Genomic DNA, 19,953 nt, shown 5'->3' on the forward strand with positions numbered 1-19,953 from the left:
CGGGGGCTCAGACGGACAGCGCCAGCTCCGGTTCCGCGTGGGCGTCGCCCGCCGGGTCTCCGATGACCGCCGTGAACGCCTCGGTGCGGACCCTGAGGGCCGTACCGTCGCGTTCGAACGTCGGTGTGAAGGCACTGTCGTCCGGGCCGTAGCGGACCGCGAAGACGTGCAGGTCCTCGGGGGCGCCGGGGGCCGGTCCGGCCTCCAGGGCGGTCGAGGCGACCAGATGGCTCCAGCCCTGGTCGGGGTTGCCGTAGCCGCGGGGGTCGGCGGCCAGGGCGAAGGCGGCCTGCTCCTGGGTGGTGTCCGCGCGGGCGTCGAAGTGGTGCGGGTCGTTCGCGTCCGGGTGGGTCAGACGCAGGTCGCCTGCCGCTGCCGCACGGGGTTCGGCGGTCCTGCGCACCCGGTCGCCGTCGTCCGCGGCGTACGGCAGGCCGGCCAGCAGGTACGGCGTGCCCGGGAGGCGTTCGACCGCGACCGTCGTCCACAGCGCCGTGCCGTCGGTGACGTACAGGGACTGGACGTGCCGCAGCACGTGGTCGCGGCCGACCACCGGTTTGGTGACCAGCTTCGCCCGCAGTCCCCCCGCCGCCACGTCCCGTACGCGGACCTCGCCCATCGGGCGGCACAGCAGGAAGCCGTCGGTCACCGGGCCGAAGCCGTGCTGGCGGTTGACGGCGGCCGGCAGGTAGTACGTGCCCGCCGCCTCGACCAGGGACGGGGTCATGTGGGTGTCGAAGGCCACCGACACCGAACCCGCGCGCAGCTGGTGGCGGACGAGGGCCGTGGAGGGGGTGCGGTGCCAGCGGGTGGTGTCCTGGATCTGCCAGACGAGCATCCACGCGAAGTGCCCGTCGATGCCGCCGTCGTCCTTGACCGCGTACCGGGCCCAGCGGCTGTCGCCCCGGTACCGGCCCAGGTCGGAACCGATGCGGGCGCCGAAGTAGCGCAGGCCCAGCACCGACTCGAACGCGGAGTGCTGCTCGCTGTAGCGCGGGCCTCCGTTGTCGAAGCCGCCGACCGTCAGGCGGGCGTCGATGTAGCGGGCGAGCGCGTCGCCGTCCTCGGCGAAGACCTCCTCGCCGCTGACCCGGTGGGCCTGGGCGAGGAAGGACAGGGAGATCGGGCCGTAGTTGTTGTCGTAGGCGCCGCCGTGCTCGGGGGGCAGCAGCGCGCCCCGGTCGCGGACGCGGTGGGCGCGGATCTCGTCGGTGTACAGGCCCATGGCGCGGGAGCGGACCCGCTCCCCCTCCTCCGGCGGCAGGTGCCGGGCCAGCATCAGGCCGCCGACGACACAGCCGATGGCCTGGTTGCCGGCCTCCTGCGGGTTGAAGAAGGTCGCTTCGGTCAGCCAGCGCCAGTACCCGTGCGCGACCTCCGTGAGTCCGGCGCGCTGTGCGTCGTCGACCAGCCCGTCGGCGGTGTCCAGCACGTTGACGGCCTGGAGCAGCGCCCACACCGTGCTCGGCCAGTCGCCGATGGGGTGTGCGCCGGGGGCGAGGACGTACCGGGCGTACGGCAGACGCGAGTCGCGCACCCGGAGGTTCGGGTAGCCGGGGTTGTCCTCCCGGTACACCCGCTCGCGCAGGTGGAAGGCGAGGCTGCGGCGGACCGCCTCCGGCAGGCGCGGATCCTCGGTGCGCCGCCAGGCGAGGGCCAGCAGCGAGGTGATGCCGAGGGAGGTGTCGCCGATGTCGCCCACGCAGTCGGGGTGTTCGAGGCTGCCCTCCGGGGTGAGCCGGGCGAGGGCCTGCTCGGTGACGTCGGCGAGGACGGCGTCGTACGCCTCCGGGGTGTCCGGCAGGTCGTGCAGCGAGCCGAGCTGACGAGGGAGGTGCACGGGTGGATCAGTCCTTCAGTCCGGCATTGATGTCGGCGCCCATGACGTAGCGCTGGAAGACCAGGAAGACGGCGATCAACGGGATCATGGAGATGACCGATGCACCGAGCAGTACCGACCAGTTGATGTTCTGCGCGCCGACGATGCTCTGGATGCCGATCTGCACGGTGAACTTGTTGGGGTCGTTGAGCATCAGCAGCGGCCAGATGTAGTCGTTCCACCGCCACTGGAAGGACAGGATGGCGAGGGTCAGCATGATGGGCCGGGAGAGCGGCACCATGATCCGCGCGAAGATCGCCAGCTCGCGGGCGCCGTCGATGCGTGCGGCTTCCACGAGTTCGTCGGGGACCGTCAGGAAGAACTGGCGGAACATGAAGCATCCGGTGGCGGTGAGCACGGCCGGGAGGATGACGCCGCCGAAGGAGTTGTAGAGGCCGAGGTCGCGGACCACCAGGAACTCCGGGGCGAGCATGACCTCGGACGGCAGCATCGTGGTGGCGAGGATGCCGATGAAGAAGACCTTGAGCCACTTGTTGTCGTACTTGGCCAGCGCGTACCCGGTGCAGCAGCTGGCTCCCACCGTGAGGATCGTCGTGATCACGCACACGATGGCCGTGTTGATGAAGTACTGGGAGAAGTTGGCGCTGCGCCAGGCCGTGAGGTAGCCCGACAGGGTGGGGTCGTGCGGAAACAGCGTCAGCGGAGTGGAGAACAGCTCACCGGCCGGCTTGAGGGAGCTGAGGACGAACCACAGCACCGGCAGCCCGTAGAGGCACGCCAGGACCCACAGCAAGGTCGTCGCGGGTATCGCTCGCCGGAGCCCACCGCCGGCGCTGCGGGACCGTTTCTTGGAAACGGCCCGTCCGGGACCGGCGTCGACCGGGCGTGGCATGTCTGTGGTTGTCATCGGTTCTCCACCCGCCGGTTGACGATCAGCTGGATGATCGCGACGGCCATCAGGATGAGCATGAGCACGAATGACGCGGCGCTCGCGTAGCCGATCTGGCCCCGTTTGAAGCCGGTCTCATAGATGTACTGGACCATCAGGTTGTTCGACGATCCGGGTCCGCCGTTGTTGAGGGAGACGAACAGCGGGTATTCCTTCATCGCGTTGATCGTGTTGAGCAGGATGACGATGAACGAGGTGGGCGCGATGCTCGGCAGCGTGATGTTGAAGAACTGGCGCCACGGGCCGGCGCCGTCCAGCGAGGCCGCCTCGTAGTACGACACCGGCACGTTCTTGATCGCCGCGATGAACAGCAGCATGGAGAAGCCCGTCCAGGCCCAGGACGCCGCCATCACCACCACCAGCAGCGACAGGTCCGCGTTCGACTGCCACGGTACGGCGGCCCCGCCGAGCTTCTCGATGACGTAGTTGACCAGTCCGAAGTTCTCACCGAACAGCCACCGCCACAGGACACCCACGACGATGGGCGACAGCAGCCACGGGATGAAGAAGAAGACGCGGGCGACCGACGCGCCCTTGGCGTGCCTGCTCACCACCGTGTTGGCGATCAGCAGCGAGAGTGCGAAGTTCAGCGGGACGAAAAGCACGGTGTACAGCAACGCCCGGGTCAGCGCGGCGTAGAAGGTGGAGTCCCCGAACAGGTTGTGGTAATTGTCCAGCCCGACCCACTGGAACGCCCCCACGCCCGTGTAGTTCGTGAAGGAGTAGACGAGCCCGATCACCGCAGGCCAGACGAAGAACAGCGAGAAGAGCACGACATTGGCCGCGATGAGGACGAGCGGCGCAAGGGTGTACTTACTGCGTCTCCTGGGCGGGCTCGTGGACACGTCCGAGGCGCGTTTGGTCATCTTCCTGACTCCGTGCTGGTGGAATGGATTCCTGTGGGCTCACGCCATGAGCCCGGCATCACGTGGAACCTCGGGTCCGGGCGGCGGCGTCTCGACCCCGCCGCCCGGCCTTCCGGCTTACGATCAGCCGCCGACCTGCTGGTTGTAGATGTCCACGATGTTCTTCAGGGCCTTGTCGACCGACTGCTGGCCGTTGATCGCCTTGCCGAGCTCCGCCTTGGTCGGGTCCTCGGGGAGGCTCTTGCCCTTCAGCACCCACTTCGTCTGCGCGGAGTTGAAGTAGCCCGAGATCGGCGCGTAGAGCGGGATCTCCTCGTTGTAGAGCTTGAACGCCGCCTGTGCCGCCTCGGAGGTGAAGGGGTACTTCGGGTTCAGACCGGTCTCGACGGGCAGGAACCCGGACGCCTCACAGAGCGTGCGGTAGTTGTCCGGCTCGTACAGCCAGTTCATGAACTTCTTCGCGGCGGTGGCCGCGGCGTCGTTGTTGTTGAAGCCCACCATCATGCCGCCGCTGTTGACGTCGCTGGCCTGCACCGGCTCGGCGGGGGTCGGGACGCTGGCCCAGTCGAACTTCTTGATGCTCTCGGCGAAGGCGGGGACCTGCCACACGCCGGACCAGTAGGCGACCACGTCACCGCTCTGGAACATGGCCGACGGGTCGGCGCCGCTGGTCCACACCGACTTCGGCATGGTCTTGTCGTCGTTCATCCCGACGAAGCGCTTCACGGCCTTCTGGGTCGCGGCGTCCACCGAGAACTTGCCGGAGGAGTCCGCGTGGACGTACTTCCCGCCGAGCTCGTACACCATGGCGCGCAGCCGGGACGGCGACTGGTCGAACGTCAGGGAGTACTTGGCGCCGGTCTTCTCCCGGACCTTGTCCGCCGCCTTGATGAAGTCGGTCCAGGTCCAGGTCTTCTGGGGCGAGGTCGGGAAGGAGACGCCGGCCTTCTTGAACAGCGTCTTGTTGATGAACAGGCCGGACGCGGTGATGTCCGAGGGGATGGACAGCACCTTCCCGGACGAGTCCTTGGCGACGAAGTTGTTGTTGATCTTGTAGCTCTTGTTGCCGGCGATGGAGCTGAGGTCGATCAGCTTGTTCGACCAGATCGGGTCCAGCGCCGGCACCGCCGCGACGTCGGGCAGGGAGTTCGCCTGCGCGGCGTTGTGCAGCTTCGTCGGGTACCCGTCGTAGGGGATGTTGACGAGGTTGACGGTGACGCCGGTTTCCTTCTTGTACTGCGTCACCAGCTTCTTCCAGCCCGCGTCCTGCCCCGGAACCGTGGAGATCCAGAACGTCAGCGACTTGGAGGTGCCGCCCGACTCGGACCCCGACCCGCAGGCGGAGAGCAGAAGGGCACCTGCCGTGGCCACGGCAGCGAGGGGAACCACGCGGCGTATACCGCCGCGGCCGAGACGGCGGGAGCGCCGCACACCCACACTGATCATCTTCGATCCCTTTTCTTCGTAGCGGAAGAAGCACGGCGCCAGCCGAGGCGGCACGGGTGCATATTGCAGGAAATTTCGCTTTCCGGGGGCACGGCCTCGCCCGGCCGCGTCGCCTTGACGGGTGGGGTCCCCGGCCATGACGGCCGGCGTCGCACAAGCACGCCCTCGTGCGGCTGCCGTACTTCGCGTACGGGCGGGAGGCTCACCCGGAGTCGACGTCCCGGCCGACTCAGAAAGCGCTTGTCCGGACATTGGCAGATCGAGTCGGAGCCGTCAATCCTTCGCCCGCGCAACCTGGGTCACGGTTTGGACTCCTCGGGAGACCGCGAGCCGAGCGGCGCCCACGACGGTGCCGAGATCGCCGACCGTGCTGCTGACGACTTCGGTGGGCCAGCTCAGCCGGGCGAGCTCGGCCCGGACACCGGGCAGGAGCTGCGGATACGCGCCGGTGCTGCCTCCCAGCACGACCAGCCCCGGGTCCAGTACCGCGGTCACGGCGGCGGCCAGCCGGCCCACGTCCACCGCATGGCGTTCGACGACGGCGCGGGCGGCGGCGCGGCCCTGTCCGGCGAGGGCGAAGAGCTGCTCGGCGGTGCCGGGGCACGGGCCGTCGGTGTCCGGCCAGGCCTCGGCCGTGCGCCGCAGCAGGGAGCGTGCGCCGATGTACTCCTCCAGGGCCTCGTGGCGTGGTTCGCGGCCGTCGTCCCACGGGTAGGGCAGCCGGGCCAGCTCACCGGCGGCGCCGTTCGCTCCGCTCAGCACCTGGCCGCCGACGACGATGCCGAGACCGATACCGACGCCGATGCGCAGGTAGCCGAAGGTGCTCCGTCCCCGGGCGGCACCCTCGTGCAGTTCGGCGAGCGCGGCGCAGTTGACGTTGTTCTCGAGGTGGACGGGGACGCCCGGGGGCAGCGCGACGGCCACGGCGTCGAAGACCGGACCGGCCTTCGCGGTCGCCGGGCGCATACCGGCGCCCTCCTTGCGCGGCGCGGTGACGTCACCGACGGCGACGACGATGGTCCGCAGCGGGGCGTCGGCGGGCAGCGCGTCGAGCGCCTCGCGCACGACGTCGGCGGCGTCCGCCCGGGAGCCGGTGGCCTCGGCGAGCAGCGTGCCGTCCAGGGCGCAGCCGCGGACCCGGGTGAGGGCGGGGCCGAGATCGACGGCGAGCACGGCCCCCGCGGCCGGGCCGAGTCGATAGACGGCGGCGTTGCGTCCCGTACCGCTGGAGGCCGTGCCGGAATGGGCGGCGAGCCGGACGCCCTCCAGTTCCGCGACGGCGGCCGACACCGTCGGCTTGGACAGGCCCGCGAGGCTCGCGAGCTGCGGCCGGGTCGCCCGGCCGGCCTCGGCCAGTACGGCGAACACCGCGCCCGCGCTCTCGGTCAGGCGAGGGGGTCTTGCCACGTCAGGTTCCAACAGTTCCCCCACACGGGTAACGGGCCGCGCTCCCGGGTCGATCGTCTCGGATCGTCTCGGATCGCTTCCAGGGGACGCGGCGAAGGGATTCCTCTTGACGCACTGTACTTCGTTAGTTAACTTCCTAACGAAGTTCACGGTACTCGCCTGCCGTGCTCCGCCAGAAGCCCGTCCCGGGGCTTCCCTAGTCTTTCAACTGCCCGTCCTTCAGGCACGGTTCGCCCGCCGTCGCAGCTCAGCGCAACGACGAAAGAGGAACCGTGCCGGACTTCGCGCCCCTCGTGGTCGGTATCGACGTAGGCGGCACCAAGACGCATCTCCGCGCTTTCGTGGGCGACGTCCCCGTGGCCGACCACGTCCGTGCGAGCAGCGGCTGGCGGCCGCACGACCCGGTGACCGCCGCCGGATGGCTGGCCGCGCTGGTCGCCGACGCGCTTCCGGCGGGCGCCCGCCCGTCGGCCGTGGCCGTCGGCGGGCACGCCTGCGAGACCCCCCGCCAGTGCGCGCGGATACGCGACGCGCTCCAGCCGCACGTCGACGCGCCCGCGCTGGTGGTGGGCGACGCACAGCTCCTCGTCCCCGCGGCCGGACTGGACAAGGGTGTCGGTCTGGTCGCCGGCACCGGCTCGGTGGCGGTGGGGCGGCTGCCCGACGGCACCGCCGTCCAGGTGGGCGGCTGGGGCGCGGTCCTCGGCGACGAGGGCGGCGCCGCCGGTCTCGTCCGGGAGGCGGCACGGGCCGTGTGGGCGGCCCATGACCGCGGGGAACGGCCCGACGCGCTCGCGCTCGGGCTCGTCGCCGCGCTCGATGTGCCCGAGGTGCCCGCGCTCGGCGCGGCCTTGGAGAAGGCCACGGATGTCTCCGCCGAGTGGGGCCGGCACGCTCCCGTCGTCTTCGCGGCGGCCGCCGAAGGCTCCGCGCTCGCCCGGACCGTGATCGACGAGGCGGGCCGGTCGCTCGCCGCGCTGGTCACCCGGCTCGCCGCCCGTGGGGCCGCGGTCGACGACGTGGTGGTGGCGGGCGGCACGGTGCTGGCCCAGTCCGAGCTGTTCGACTCCTTCACCGTCGCGCTGGCCGACACGGTGCCCTCGGCCCGCGCCCGGCCCCTGCGGGTGCCACCGGTCGAGGGCGCGATGGCACTGGCGCGCTCGCTCCTGTGAGCCGGGGCCGCGCGTTCACCCGCGGGACACGTCCCGGCCGCCGAACCCTCGTCGACGGGACATCGCTCGGCCTTCGAATCAGGCAAGATCGCACGACCTCACCGGGCCGCACGGCCGCAGAACTGAAGAGAGGCACACCCATGCCGTCATCCGCCGGGCACCACTCCCCCACGCTGGACCGGAGGGGTTTCCTCAGAACCTCCCTGGGTGGCTCGGCCGCACTGGTCGCCGCGCCGACCCTGGTCGGATGGCTGGGCGCCGCGGACGCCAAGGCCGCCACCGCTCCCGCCGCGTTCGTCGACGACTACCGGACCAACGTCCTGACGAACCTCACACCCGAGACCAACGCGGTGGTACGGATCCTCGGCGGCATGGCCGAGGTGTGGAAGACCGGCGCCGCCTGGAACACCGGCACGCCGCTGAGCCCCGAGGTGCTGCGCGCCAACATGCGGTACTGCGCCCGGGTCACCGGCGCGCGCACCGAGGCACAGGCGCGGGAGGCGTTCGTCTACGACCGCCAGCACCAGAGCTACGCGATGATCGCCGGTCTGGGCCCGCTGTCCGACCTGTACAAGGCGGGTGCCAAGGCGGTCACCTCGATCACCGCCGCGCCGGACACGACTCCCCCGACCACGATCAGCGACTCCGTGCCGGCCGACGCGCCCGCCGGGTCCGCACTGGGCGCCGGTTCCCACACCTCGGATCTGGGCCTGGTGGCCGAGCTCGTCGACACCGTGCGCGGCCCGTTCGCCTCCGGGAACCCCGGCAAGTACGCCTTCCAGTACCCGCGTCCCTGGCGCATGAACGAGGACAGCGAGGTCGTCGACACCGGCCGCACGGACGAGTTCGGCTACCCGGTGTACGACTCGGACGTGATCGTCGTCAAGCAACTGCTGCGTCAGCGCAGCACCTCCCCCGTCGACGACGGCGGCTTCCCCAGCGGCCACACCAACGCCTTCCACCTGGCCGGTCTGGCCCTGGCGTACGCGGTGCCCGAGCGGTTCCAGGAGCTGGTGACGCGGGCGTTCGAGCTCAGCCACACCCGGATCATGTCGGGCATGCACTCCACCGTCGACGTCATCGGCGGCCGGATCATGGCCACCGCCCTGACGGCGGCGACCCTGGCCGACCCGGCGAACGCGGAGCTCAAGGCGGCGGCACGCGCCCAGGCGCTGGCGTACTTCACGCAGCGGACGGGTACGACGGCGAACACGCTGTACGACTTCGCGCACTCGGACGCCGGTGACGCGTACGCCGACCGGGAAGCCAACGCCCGTGCCGTCGCGCCCAAGCTGACGTACGTGCTGCCCCGCCGCGGCCGTAAGGACCCGCTCACGGTGCCGAAGGGCGCGGAGGTGCTGCTGGAGACGCGGCTGCCGTACCTGAGCGCGGCGCAGCGGCGAGAGGTGCTGCGCACGACCGCGTTGCCTTCCGGATACGTCCTGCTGGACGGCTTCGAGCAGTGGGGCCGGCTGAACCTGTTCGCCGCGGCGGACGGGTACGGCGCCTTCGACCAGGACGTCACCGTGACGCTGGACGCGGCGGCAAGGGGCTTCCACGCGGCCGACAGCTGGCGCCACGACATCGAGGGCGAGGGTGGCCTCACCAAGCGCGGCACCGGCGCGCTCACCCTGACCGGCCACAACCGCTACCACGGCGGGACGGTCGTCGCGGACGGCACGCTGGTCGCCGCCTCGGCCAACGCCCTGGGAGAGGGGGACGTCCGGGTCACGGGCGGCACCCTGCGCGCGGACAAGGTCCTGCGGGTGCGCGGCGCGTACGTGCAGGAGGGCGAGTCGACGCTGGAGCTGCTGCTGCGTGCGAGTCACGGCCCGGCGCTCACGGTGGGCGGACGGGTTCTGCTGGGCCGGGGCAGCGTGCTGGCGCTGCGGCTCGACGCCCAGCGGCCGCCGGCCGCGGGGACGATTCTCCCGGTGCTGTCCGCTCCGGCGCTGCGCGGCCGGTTCGACCGTGTCGAGCTGGACTCCGCGACGCTGCGGGCCGTGCCCCTGTACACCGCTGACGGTCTGTCGGTGCGACTCGTGCGACGGTGACGCCGTGAGCGGCGGGGGCTGATGCAGAGTGGGTCCATGAGGGACCTCTGGGCCGCTGCCGCCCTCCCGCGTCCGGCGTCGCTCCCGCCCCCGTCACCGGCGGGGGCGGGAAGGCGGTCCGGCAGACGGTGGCCGGTGCCGCTTCTCGTGGCCCTGCTGCTCGCGCAGATGGCCTTCGCGATGGTCACCACCGCCGTGCGGCAGACCCCGACGATCGACGAACCGGTGTACGTGGGCGCGGCCGTCGAGTACACGCACGAGCACCGGCTGCGCCACAACCCCGAACACCCGCCGCTCGGCAAGCTCGTCATCGGCGCCGGGGTGGCCCTCGCGGATCCGCACATCGGTCCCTCCGTCACCGGCGACCAGGGCGCGGTGGGACGGCGTCTGCTCTACGAGGAGGGCAACGATCCCTGGCGGCTGATGCTGTGGGCGCGCCTCCCCGTGATCACACTGACGCTGCTGTTCGGGCTGGTCGTGTTCGCCTTCGCCCGTGAACTGGCCGGGGTCACGGGGGCGTTGGCCGCGCTCGCCCTGTACTGCTTCTCCCCCGACGTCATCGCCCACGGCTCGCTCGCCACGCTGGACGTGCCGGCCGCCGGGTTCGTGCTGACGTCGGCCTGGCTGCTGTGGCGGGCGCGCCGCGGACCCCGGCTGTACGTGCCGCCGGCGGGGGCGGCCCTCGGGGCGGCCCTGGCCACGAAGATGAGCATGCTGCCGGCCGTACCGGTGCTGACGGCACTGGCCGCCGTGTCGGTCTGGCACGCCTGCGGGGACGACCGGCGCCGGGCTCTGATCCGGGCGGCGACCGGCGCGGCTGTCGTGGCCCTGGCCGCGGTCGCGGTCGTGTGGGTCACGTATCTGACGGTCGATCCGAAACTGCGCTGGACTCCGGAGCAGCACGTACCCACGGTGCACGGACTTCGCGGTGCGCTGGTCGACCTGATGCCGTTCCCCGAGGCCTACCGGGACGGTCTGCGCGTCCAGTTCGGGCTGGAGAACCGGCCGTGGCAGGGATTTCTCTTCGGCCGGTTGTACTCGGGCTCGCTCTGGTACTACCTGCCGGCCGCGCTGCTGGTGAAGACGCCGCTGGGCATGCTCGTCCTGTGGGCGGCGGGTGCGGTGGCGGTGGTCGTGGTCCGGCGGCTGCGGCCGGCGGCGCCGTATCTGCTGGCCGCTCCTCTGGTGCTGCTGGCCGCGGCCATGCAGGGCACACGGGATCTCGGCACCCGGTACGCCGTGTTCCTGCCGCTGTTCCTGACGGTGGCGGCGGGCTGCGTGCTCGTCGTGCGGCCGCGGTGGGTCCGCGCCGGGGTGGCGGCGCTGGTGGCGTTCGTCGCGGTCAGCTCGCTGCGGACGTTTCCCTTCTATCTGCCGTATTCCAACGAGGCGTTCGGGGGGCCCGCCAGGACCCGGGAGCTGTTGCACGACTCCAACGTGGACTGGGGGCAGGATCTCGGGCTGCTCGCCGCGCGGTTGCGTGAGCGGTATGCGGGTGAGCGGGTGTGGCTCGTGTACAAGGGCAGTGGTGTGCCGTCGTACTACGGCATCGAGTCGCGTGATCCCCGTCGGGTGCCGGCCGGTGAGGTGCGGGGGCTGTTGGTGGTGTCGGACTCGGCTGCCGCGAAAGCGACGGGGCGGCTGGCCGAGTTGATCGGCGGCAGCCGCCCCGTCGACGACATCGGGCATTCGATCACGATCTATCGCCGTTGAACGTGCGCCCGTTCGCCATCTGCCGGTGCGAGGTGGCTGGTCGCGCAGTTCCCCGCGCCCCTTGGGGGCGCGCTTCAGTGTGCCGCGTGGAAGAAGCCGTCCACGCTCACGTGCTCCATCACCCTGCTGGCCACACGGTAGCGGCCGTTGGGGACGTCGGGGCACCTCGCGACGTGTACCGCCAGCGGGCCCGCGAACTCGTAGCCCCTGCGTTCCGCGTGGCGGGACAGGCTGTCGGTGAGGGCCTGTCCCACGTCCGTGCCCTGGCGCGACAGTTGCTCGTGCACCTCGTCGGCGAGTTCCACGTCGTAGGCGTTGGGCACCATCACCCGGCCCGCCCGGCACACCACGGCGTTGTCGTCGCACTCGCGTCGCAGCGCGTCGAGCACCTCGACCGGCTCCTTGTCGAGGACCCGCGCCCAGAGGGCCTCCCATCGGTTTTCCAGAGTCTCTTCCAGCGCACTCAGCGCGCCCATTCTTGTCTCACCTGCCGGAAGCGTCGTCGGTTCGGTCGGGACGGCCAGGGGTGTGCTAGTGCTCGTCGTAGTCGTCGGGCCGCACCTCCGCTTCCTCCAGGGCCTCGCGCATCGTGCGGCCGGTGGCGCCCGGCGGCCGGGACCGGTTCTCGTCCTGCTGGTCCAGGACCACGTCCGTGGTCTGCGTCTTCGGACGGTTCTCCTCGGGGACGGTCATGAAGGTGGCTCCTCGTCGGTGGTGTCGGGATCTTCTGCCGCGGCGGGTTCCCGCCCGGCGCACGGGTATCCACCGGCCGGGCACTCATGTGCCGTGCACAGAAGCCCTGGTCACCACGGTGCGTGAGCTATGTTGAACGTCCGTGGGAGACGAAGGAGGCGCACCGGTGCCATCGCCGCAGCAGGCACGCGCACAGGCATCCGCGATCACCTCGGGGAAGGCCGCCCCGGAAGCGGAGGTCTCCCCGTCCGCGCAGCTCAGGACGCTCTTCGACCGGCCCCGGCTGTCTCCGGGGCAGCGTCGTATCGCCCAGTACCTGATCGAGAACATCACCGAGGCCGCGTTCCTGTCGATCACGGATCTCGCCGACCGGGTCGGCGTGAGTCAGCCCTCGGTGACGCGTTTCGCCTCGGCGGTCGGCTTCAGCGGCTATCCGGCCCTGCGGGAGAAACTCCAGTCGATCGCGCTGGGCACCCTCGCGGGCGGCCCGGCGGAGGAGATCGAGGGCAACGAGTTGCAGGCGGCGGTCGACGCCGAGATCGAGAACCTGGAGAACCTGCGGCGGGACTTCGCCGACCCGAACCGGGTGATCGACATCGGCCGCAAGCTGTCCTCGTCGACGCCCCTCACGGTCCTGGGCCTGCGGATCTCCGTCTCCCTCGCCGAGTACTTCGCCTACGCCTCCCGGCGGATCCACCCGGACGTGCGGCTGGTGACGCGGGGCGGCAGCGTCGCCTACGACGCGCTGCTCCAGTCGCGCGAGGCCGGCGGCACCTGGGTGCTGGCGTTCTCGATGCCCCGGCACGCCCAGGAGACCCTCACGGCCGTCCAGGTCGCGCGGGGCGCCGGCCTCAAGGTCGCCCTGATCACCGACCTGGCGCTCGGGCCCCTCGCGGACGAGGCCGACGTCGTCTTCGCCACCGGGACCGGGTCCCGTCTGGTCTTCGACTCCTACGCCGCCCCGGGCGTGGTGTGCGCGGCGCTGCTCCAGGCCATGACGGACGCGGATCCGGAGCGCACCCAGGCCCGGCTGGAGGAGTACGAACAGGTCGCCGACCAGCACCATTTCTTCCTCAGGGACTGAGCCGCCCCGACAACGGCCACACACCGGGGCCATCCACAACAAAGCACGCATGAATGTTTTCATGCGCCTTGAAAACTGGATGGCATATATAAATACTGCTCACGGATCGCGACCCGGTGTCCCGGATCCGTTCCGCACCCGTGGAGGCCGGGTCCTACCCGCTCCGGCGTCCCGGGTGTCCGTGGCGGCCCCGGTCATCCCCTAGGCCGGGGCCGCCCCGACCCGTCGTCCACCCTCACGACGCCGCACACCCGGAAGCGATGATCATGCCTCTGACGTCCACGCGCCTCAGCCCGGACTGGCCCTGCCAGGTCAAGACCCCCGGGAGCTACGACTGGGAGCGCTCCGCGGCCAAGTGGCTGCGCGAGCTGGTGCCCGCGCGCTACGCCGGCTACCCCGTGTTCGTCCGCCACCCGGTCCTGCTCGCCCGGCACGCACAGATCCAGGTCCAGCACGAGATCCGGGTGGCCCGCACCGCCCTGCAGACAGCCCGCGCCGACCTGCCCGGGCTCGGCCTCCACGAGGGGGTCATCGAGCACACGATCAAGCTGTACGCGGCCGAGGTCATGCAGTTGCAGCACATCGCGCGCAGCGTCCGGGCCGTCACCCGGGCCCTGGTCGAGGCCAACCGCCCCTGAACGGCCGGGGAAGGGCATGAGCCGCGCCACGCGTGGCACCCGTGAGTGAATGAGCACCACCGAAGTCCGTCGCGGCGAGCCGGTGACCACGGTCCTGACCTGGCAGGTGCGCCCCGGCCGGGAGCAGCAGTTCGAGGAGTGGACGCAAGGCATCAGCCGCTGCGCCCGGCAGTTCCCCGGCAACGAGGGCGTCTCCTGGCTGACGCCCGAGGACGGTCACCTGTACCACGCGGTGCTGCGCTGGTCCGACCAGCACCGGCTGGCCGCCTGGCTGGAGTCGGAGGAGCGCGCGCACTGGCACCGGCGGATCGAGGACATCGCCACCGAGGTCAGCAGCGAACGCCAGTCCACGACCGGCATGGAGACGTGGTTCAGCCTGCCCGGCACCGCGGTGCAGGCCCCGCCTCGCTGGAAGATGGTCCTCACGACCTTCCTCGGCGCCTACCCCTTCGTCCTGCTCATCCAGTGGCTGGTGACCCCGCAGACCGCCGGATGGCCGCTGCCGTTGCGGGCCGCCGTGTTCCCGCTGGTGCTGCTGCCGGTGCTGACGTATCTGGTGATGCCGCGGCTCAGCCGGCTGCTGCGGCTGTGGCTGTATCCGCGCGATGGCCGCTGACGAGTTCCGCGATACGGATGTGACCGGCGGGGCCAGGGAGGAGCGGGTGAGATCCGGGCTCACAAGGCGCTCTTCGAATCGGCGCAGGTGTGCAATGCTCGACGCGTGACGAGCGAGCCCGTGAGCCCGGCGGAGCCCGGTGCCGCGCCGGACCTGGTCGAACTGGCCAAGATCGTTGCCCGCCAGCGCGCCGAGCTGGACCGGCTGCGCGACCAGGCGGCGACATCGGCTGTCGTGGAGCGGGCCAAGGGCGCTGTGATGGCGCTGACCGGGTGTCCCGCGGACGTGGCGGGAGAGCACCTGCTCCAGCGGGCCAAGGCTGCGCGGCGCACCCTGCTGGAGGAGTGCTGGATCACGCTCGGCACACTGGCCCCCATGGCCCCCATGGCCGCCCGCCCGGGCAGGGTCGCCGAGGGCAACGGAAACGGCACACCCGGCTCCGCGGCCGACGCGCAGGCGGAGACGATCGCCCCGGACGACGTCGCCGCCGCCCTCGCCCGTCTCGGCCAGGCCCTCGTTCGGGTGATGACACCGCAGGACCTCGCCCGGTGTCTGCTGGAGCATCTCGCCGCGGACCTGGCGGCGGACGCGGTCATGATCTACGCCCGCAGGCCCGACGGCGGTCTCGAACTGACCGGGCACGCCGGCATCGACGACAAGCTGGCCGCGCAGTGGAGCCAGGTGCCACCGCTGAGCGGGATGGCGGCGCTGGACGCGCTGCGGTCGGGCGAGCCCCGCTGGCTGGAGGACTTCGCCGCGGACGCGGAGCGGTACCTGCTGATCGGGGATCCGCCCGAGCGGTGGCGGTCGCGGGCCTGGCTGCCCGTGGTCGTCGCGGACTCGGCCGAGGTCTGCATCGGCGTGCTGCGCCGCCGGGCCGAGCCGTTCACCTCACGCGACCGCGCTCACCTGCGGGGCGTCACCGGGCTGTGCGCCGGCCGGCTGCGCGCCTTCGACGCCCCGGCCGAGCGGTCCGCCGACGCCGCGACGGACGCGGTGCAGGCCTTGTTCGAGGCGCTGCCGGTGGCGGCGATGCTGCTCACGCCGCTGTGTGCCGCGTCGGGCGCCGCCGAGGACTTCCGGGTGGAGGCCGCGACCGCTCAGGTGGGCGACCTGCTGGGCCGGACCGGCGAGGAGCCGGCCGGGCGGCGTCTGCTGGAGTTCCGGCCGTCGCTGGTGGCCGAGCCGCTGTGGCGCGGCTGTCTGCACGTGCTGGCCACCGGGCAGCGGTACGAGGGCGAGCCGTTCGCGCACGAGGAGGTCGTGGCGGGGGTCGCCGAGCTGTTCACGTACACGGCGCGGGTGGCACCGCTGGGAGACGCCCTCGTCGTCTCCTGGATCCGGCACGGTTCCTCCGACCGGCAGGAGCAGCGGCTGGCGGACATCCAGCGGCTGGGCAACCTCGGCTGGGCGAACTGGAACCTGGCCACGCGGGAGGCCTCCTGGTCGACCCAGGTGTTCACCATCGTCGGCCGGGACTCCGCGCGGGGCCCGGTGCCGCTCGACGAGATGCCGGAGCTCGCGCTGCCGGAGGACACACCGGCGCTGACCCGCGCCGTCAACGAACTCGGCCAGGAGGGGCGGGCGTTCGACGTCCCGTTCCGGATCAGGACGAGCGGGGGGATCCGGCATCTGCGGCTCGTGGCCGAGGCGGTGTCCGACCGGAACGGCACGCCCGTCGAGGTGCACGGCTTTGTACAGGACATGACCGCCCGGCGGCGGGCGGAGCTGGCCCTGGTCGAGAGCGAGCGGGCGATCCTCACCCAGCACGACGTCCTCCAGGCCGAGCGGACCCTGGCCTCCCTGCTCCAGCACGCGCTGCTCCCGCTGGCCAACCGGCCGGTGCACCTGGCCGGGCTGCGCGTGGAAGTCGCCTATCTGCCGGCCCAGGCGGGTGTGCATGTCGGCGGCGACTGGTTCAGTGCCATCGAACTGCCCGACGGGGACGCGCTGCTGGTGGTCGGCGACGTCGCCGGGCACGGTGTCGACGCCGTCGCCACGATGGCGCAGCTCCGGTTCACCGCGAAGGGCATGGTCATCACGGGCTCGTCGCTGACCGGCGCGCTCGCCCGGCTGAACACGCTGCTGCTGCACTCGCGCGACTCGCACACGACCGCCACCATGGTGCTGGCCCGCTACAGCCCCCGGCAGCGCCGTCTGGTGTGGGCCCAGGCCGGGCACCCTCCGCTCCTGATGCTGCGGGACGGCGAGGCGCGGTATCTGAGCCGCCCGCGCGGGATGCTGCTCGGGGCGACCGGCACGCCGGTCTACGAGGAGGCGGAGTGCCGGCTCGAGCCGGGCGACCGGCTCATCCTGTTCACCGACGGCCTGGTGGAACATCCTCCGGAGAGCATCGACCGTGGCCTGGAGCGTCTCGCCGAGGCGGTGGCGGCCCCGCCCAACGACGGGCCCCGGTCGCTGGGGCCGCTGCTCACACGGATGCTGCCTGAGGTGCGGCGGGACGACGTGTGCGTGGTGGACGTCCGGGTTCCCGGGGTTCGGGAGCGGTAGGACGGGACGCCGCCGTTCACGAGTCACCGCGGTGCCGCCCGTACCACCACAGGCCCACGACCAGGGCCACCAGGAACAGGGTGGGCAGCACCAGGCCCGGGATGCGGGAGCCGTTCATGGGCGTGGCCTTCGGTCGCGGCGGAGCGGGCGGCGCGGATGTCGCCCCGACCCAGGGTGACGTCGGCCGGGCGCGACTCCGCCCTGCTTTTCCCAGCCGTTGCCCGGCGTTCGAAACGCGGGGCGCAAGGTCAGTCGACCGGGTGACCGGGGGAGATGTCGACGGCGTCGGAGAGTCGCAGCAGGGGTCCGTCGTGGGACTTCCGTCCGCCCCACTCGACCGGGTCGAGGACGAAGCCGACGTGGTCGCCGCCGCCCGCGCGCGTCACGATCCGGCCGACGAACCAGGCCGGCGCGTCCTCCAGGACGAGGGCCCCGCCGTAGGCCTCCCGCAGCCGCACGCCCTGGAACTTGTCCGTCTCGTCGCCCGTGTGCCCGCCGAACAGCTCGGCGAGGTCGTGCTGTTCGCGGTCGAGCAGATGCACGGCGAGGACCCCGGCGTTCCGGGCCACCCGGAAGGTGTGGTTGAGCTCGGACAACCACACGACGAACCGCACGGGCCTGAGCGAGCACTGCGAGGCGAACCCGACCAGACAGCCCGCCCGTTCACCTGCCGCGGCGGCCGTGACCAGGCACATGTCGGGGTTCAGCCGGTCGATGAACTCGTCCATGCCCGCCATGTTCGCATCCCTGCCGCGCCCGCGCGGCCGGCGCGCACCGCGGGGGCCGCCCCGGATGCGACGCCGTCAGCCGGGCACCGGTGCCGTGCGGGACTCCAGCGCGGCACGTGTGTCGTTGCCGTAGACACCGGTCTCGTCGCCGCGGATGCCGTACCAGAGCTGGAAGCGGGCGACCGCCGCGGTCAGCGTGGGGTCGTAGCTGCCGCTGGTGGCGCCGTCGCGGTAGACGTCCGGAATGCGCAGCAGGCGCTGCTGGAGCTCGGTCACCTCGGGGCCGGTGGCTCCCTCGCGGAGCGTGCCGGCGCCATCGGGGTCCACGGGCGCCGACGCCGGCGGTGTGGGCGTGGGAGTGGGTGTGGGCGTGGGCGTGGGTGTGGATTCCGGGGTGGGGGCGGACCGGGTCGGCCGGGGTGCGGGGGCCGCTTCGTCGTCCGTGTTCCCGCCGCGCAGCAGCAGCGCGCCGCCGAAGCCGATCACCGCGGCCGCGAGGACGGCCACCGTGACAGCGGTGCGGCGCAGTCCGGATCCGGCGCGTCCGACACGGCCGTCTCCGTAGCGGCGGGTCGAGGGGGCGACCGGCGGAAGCTCCTGCGTCAGCTCCTCGGAACCGGCCGGTGGTGCCGGCAGCTCGACGGGTTCGTAGCCGCCGGGCTCCCGGCCTGCCTCCTGCTGGAACTCCCGCATCAGTTCCGCGAGGGCGTCGGTGCGGCGGGGGCGCAGGACGCGGATGGGTTCGAGGGCCGGGCCGTCGTGCGGCTGCCGGGGCTCGGACGGTGTCGACACGCTGCTCTCCTTCCGTCCGGGCTCGGGGGCGCCCGTCGTCGGGGATCGTCCTGCCGCTAGATACGCGGCTGCCGCGCCAGGTATTCAGAGGGAACTCGGTTCCTCGTCGAAAGTGCACTCAGTGCCGTCGAGGGCTCTTCGGGTGCTACGTTCCAGACCATGAGCTCCGACAAGGCCGGCACGGGGAACGGAAAGCCACCCATGCGGGACGCCCTGGTGACGGCGGCCTTCCGGCTGTTCCTCGAGCGGGGGTACGAGCAGACCACCGTCGACGACATCGTGTCGCTCGCCGGCGTCGGACGCCGCTCGTTCTTCCGCTACTTCCCCTCCAAGGAGGACGTGGTCTTCCCGGACCACGAACGGTGCCTGGCCGACATGACGGCCTTCCTCGCGGCCGGCACCGGCGACGAGGAGCCCGTGCGGCGGGTCTGCGACGCGGCCCGGCTCGTGCTCCGGATGTACGCCGAGAACCCCACGTTCTCCGTGCAGCGCTACCGCCTCACCAAGGAGGTCCCCGGGCTGCGCGCCTACGAGTTGTCGGTCGTGTGGCGCTACGAACGGGCCCTCGCCGACTACCTGCGCCGGCGTTTCGCGACCCGCCGGGACGGGACGCTGCAGGCCGACGTGATCGCGGCCGCGGTGGTCGCGGCGCACAACAACGCGCTGCGCTCCTGGCTGCGTTCGGACGGGCAGGGCGAGGCGAGCGCCACCATGGACCACGCGCTGGCCTACGTGCAGTCCGCGTTCGGCGACGCTCCGGCGCCGGTGGCCCAGGAGCAGCCGGAGGACGTGGTGGTCGTCGTCTCACGGCGCGGAGCACCCCTGTGGCGGATCGTTCAGGAGATCGAGTCGACGCTGGGGCGGGACTGACCGGTCCGCACATTGAGGGTACGGAGTGCCTTTACGAGTGGCACTGAGTGCCATACTCTGTGCTGCGTGCACGGTGGCACGGCGAACCGGGCACGCGTGTGCGCGGGTCGCCGCGTATGCGGGATTCCGGCCGAGTGCAGGGAGTTGACCAGCGTGTACCACCACTCAGGAAGCGTCACTCAGCAGGCAACCGGCTCCGCGACGGGTCTGCTCGCCCCGAAGGGACCCGACTCGGACGCCATCCTCTTCCAGCGCTGCACATGGTGCGGCACCGCGATGTTCCACCGGCTGCTGTGTCCGGTCTGCCGGGGCAGCGAACTGCGCACGGAGCGCAGCGAGGGCACGGGCACGGTGCGCCACTCGACGGTGGTGCACCGCAACACGCCCGCGGCACGCAACGTGTCCCTGATCGAGATGTCCGAGGGATTCGTCGTGCGCGGCCGGGTGATGGGCCCGCCGATCGGCATCCACAGCGGGGACCGGGTACGGCTGTCCACGGCCAAGGACCCGGTACGAGGGGAGCCGGTGTTCCAGCTGCTGGACGAGCCGTACCGGGCCTGGAGCTGACTTCCTC

General features: G+C 71.6%; 18 protein-coding genes. 9 read left to right on the top strand and 9 right to left on the bottom strand.

Features of this window, described 5'->3' with window-relative positions:
- Positions 1 to 7: 7 nt before the first annotated feature.
- From ABEA82_RS30630 to ABEA82_RS30650, 5 genes are all read right to left on the bottom strand, one after another.
- A complete protein-coding gene (locus ABEA82_RS30630; protein WP_345664953.1) occupies positions 8 to 1,840 on the bottom strand; it encodes a hypothetical protein in 1,833 nt (610 codons plus the stop codon).
- Between the two features lie 7 nt (positions 1,841 to 1,847).
- A complete protein-coding gene (locus tag ABEA82_RS30635) occupies positions 1,848 to 2,747 on the bottom strand; it encodes a carbohydrate ABC transporter permease (protein ID WP_345664954.1) in 900 nt (299 codons plus the stop codon).
- Positions 2,744 to 3,655: a carbohydrate ABC transporter permease gene (locus tag ABEA82_RS30640; protein WP_345664955.1), complete on the bottom strand. Its 912-nt coding sequence runs from the start codon at positions 3,653 to 3,655 to the stop codon at positions 2,744 to 2,746. The genes ABEA82_RS30635 and ABEA82_RS30640 overlap by 4 nt, the downstream gene beginning before the upstream one ends.
- Before the next feature lie 123 nt (positions 3,656 to 3,778).
- Positions 3,779 to 5,101: an extracellular solute-binding protein gene (locus ABEA82_RS30645; RefSeq protein ID WP_345664956.1), complete on the bottom strand. Its 1,323-nt coding sequence runs from the start codon at positions 5,099 to 5,101 to the stop codon at positions 3,779 to 3,781.
- Between the two features lie 273 nt (positions 5,102 to 5,374).
- Positions 5,375 to 6,508 (bottom strand): ROK family transcriptional regulator, encoded by a 1,134-nt coding sequence (locus tag ABEA82_RS30650; RefSeq protein WP_345664957.1) that lies wholly within the window; start codon positions 6,506 to 6,508, stop codon positions 5,375 to 5,377.
- 272 nt (positions 6,509 to 6,780) lie between these two features.
- Between ABEA82_RS30650 and ABEA82_RS30655 the strand changes: the two genes are divergently transcribed.
- From ABEA82_RS30655 to ABEA82_RS30665, 3 genes are all read left to right on the top strand, one after another.
- Positions 6,781 to 7,680 carry an N-acetylglucosamine kinase gene (locus ABEA82_RS30655; protein ID WP_345664958.1) on the top strand — a complete coding sequence of 300 codons (900 nt, stop codon included), beginning with the start codon at positions 6,781 to 6,783 and terminating at the stop codon, positions 7,678 to 7,680.
- Positions 7,681 to 7,820: 140 nt separating this feature from the next.
- Complete coding sequence (locus ABEA82_RS30660) at positions 7,821 to 9,734, top strand: phosphatase PAP2 family protein (protein WP_345664959.1); 1,914 nt, start codon at positions 7,821 to 7,823, stop codon at positions 9,732 to 9,734.
- 168 nt (positions 9,735 to 9,902) lie between these two features.
- Positions 9,903 to 11,447 carry a phospholipid carrier-dependent glycosyltransferase gene (locus ABEA82_RS30665; RefSeq protein ID WP_345665000.1) on the top strand — a complete coding sequence of 515 codons (1,545 nt, stop codon included), beginning with the start codon at positions 9,903 to 9,905 and terminating at the stop codon, positions 11,445 to 11,447.
- Between the two features lie 74 nt (positions 11,448 to 11,521).
- On the opposite strand, the gene ABEA82_RS30670 is transcribed toward ABEA82_RS30665, so the two are convergent.
- Together ABEA82_RS30670 and ABEA82_RS30675 are read right to left on the bottom strand one after the other, a co-directional pair.
- Positions 11,522 to 11,923 carry a DUF3662 domain-containing protein gene (locus ABEA82_RS30670; protein ID WP_345664960.1) on the bottom strand — a complete coding sequence of 134 codons (402 nt, stop codon included), beginning with the start codon at positions 11,921 to 11,923 and terminating at the stop codon, positions 11,522 to 11,524.
- 55 nt (positions 11,924 to 11,978) lie between these two features.
- The gene (locus tag ABEA82_RS30675; RefSeq protein ID WP_345664961.1) at positions 11,979 to 12,140 is read right to left on the bottom strand and encodes a hypothetical protein; all 162 of its coding nucleotides are present in this window, start codon (positions 12,138 to 12,140) and stop codon (positions 11,979 to 11,981) included.
- A 166-nt stretch (positions 12,141 to 12,306) separates the two neighbouring features.
- On the opposite strand from ABEA82_RS30675, the gene ABEA82_RS30680 reads away from it, so the two are divergent.
- The 4 genes from ABEA82_RS30680 to ABEA82_RS30695 all read left to right on the top strand — a co-directional run bounded on the left by ABEA82_RS30680 (position 12,307) and on the right by ABEA82_RS30695 (position 16,989).
- The gene (locus ABEA82_RS30680; RefSeq protein WP_345664962.1) at positions 12,307 to 13,224 is read left to right on the top strand and encodes a MurR/RpiR family transcriptional regulator; all 918 of its coding nucleotides are present in this window, start codon (positions 12,307 to 12,309) and stop codon (positions 13,222 to 13,224) included.
- A 266-nt stretch (positions 13,225 to 13,490) separates the two neighbouring features.
- Entirely contained in the window at positions 13,491 to 13,862 is a 372-nt protein-coding gene (locus ABEA82_RS30685) for a hypothetical protein (protein ID WP_345664963.1), read from the top strand.
- A 49-nt stretch (positions 13,863 to 13,911) separates the two neighbouring features.
- Complete coding sequence (locus ABEA82_RS30690) at positions 13,912 to 14,478, top strand: antibiotic biosynthesis monooxygenase (RefSeq protein WP_345664964.1); 567 nt, start codon at positions 13,912 to 13,914, stop codon at positions 14,476 to 14,478.
- Between the two features lie 105 nt (positions 14,479 to 14,583).
- Positions 14,584 to 16,989, top strand: coding sequence for a SpoIIE family protein phosphatase (locus tag ABEA82_RS30695; protein ID WP_345664965.1), 2,406 nt, complete (start codon positions 14,584 to 14,586; stop codon positions 16,987 to 16,989).
- Between the two features lie 248 nt (positions 16,990 to 17,237).
- Here the strand turns inward: ABEA82_RS30695 and ABEA82_RS30700 are convergent, their stop codons facing one another.
- Complete coding sequence (locus tag ABEA82_RS30700) at positions 17,238 to 17,726, bottom strand: flavin reductase family protein (RefSeq protein WP_345664966.1); 489 nt, start codon at positions 17,724 to 17,726, stop codon at positions 17,238 to 17,240.
- A 66-nt stretch (positions 17,727 to 17,792) separates the two neighbouring features.
- Entirely contained in the window at positions 17,793 to 18,509 is a 717-nt protein-coding gene (locus tag ABEA82_RS30705; protein ID WP_345664967.1) for a peptidoglycan-binding domain-containing protein, read from the bottom strand.
- Between the two features lie 159 nt (positions 18,510 to 18,668).
- Between ABEA82_RS30705 and ABEA82_RS30710 the strand changes: the two genes are divergently transcribed.
- On the top strand, positions 18,669 to 19,379 hold the full coding sequence (locus ABEA82_RS30710; RefSeq protein ID WP_425588569.1) for a TetR family transcriptional regulator: 711 nt from the start codon (positions 18,669 to 18,671) through the stop codon (positions 19,377 to 19,379).
- Between the two features lie 153 nt (positions 19,380 to 19,532).
- Positions 19,533 to 19,946 (top strand): Zn-ribbon domain-containing OB-fold protein, encoded by a 414-nt coding sequence (locus tag ABEA82_RS30715; protein ID WP_345664968.1) that lies wholly within the window; start codon positions 19,533 to 19,535, stop codon positions 19,944 to 19,946.
- Positions 19,947 to 19,953 lie beyond the last annotated feature (7 nt).

It is taken from the genome of Streptomyces venetus (assembly GCF_039540295.1).
GTDB lineage: Bacteria > Actinomycetota > Actinomycetes > Streptomycetales > Streptomycetaceae > Streptomyces > Streptomyces venetus.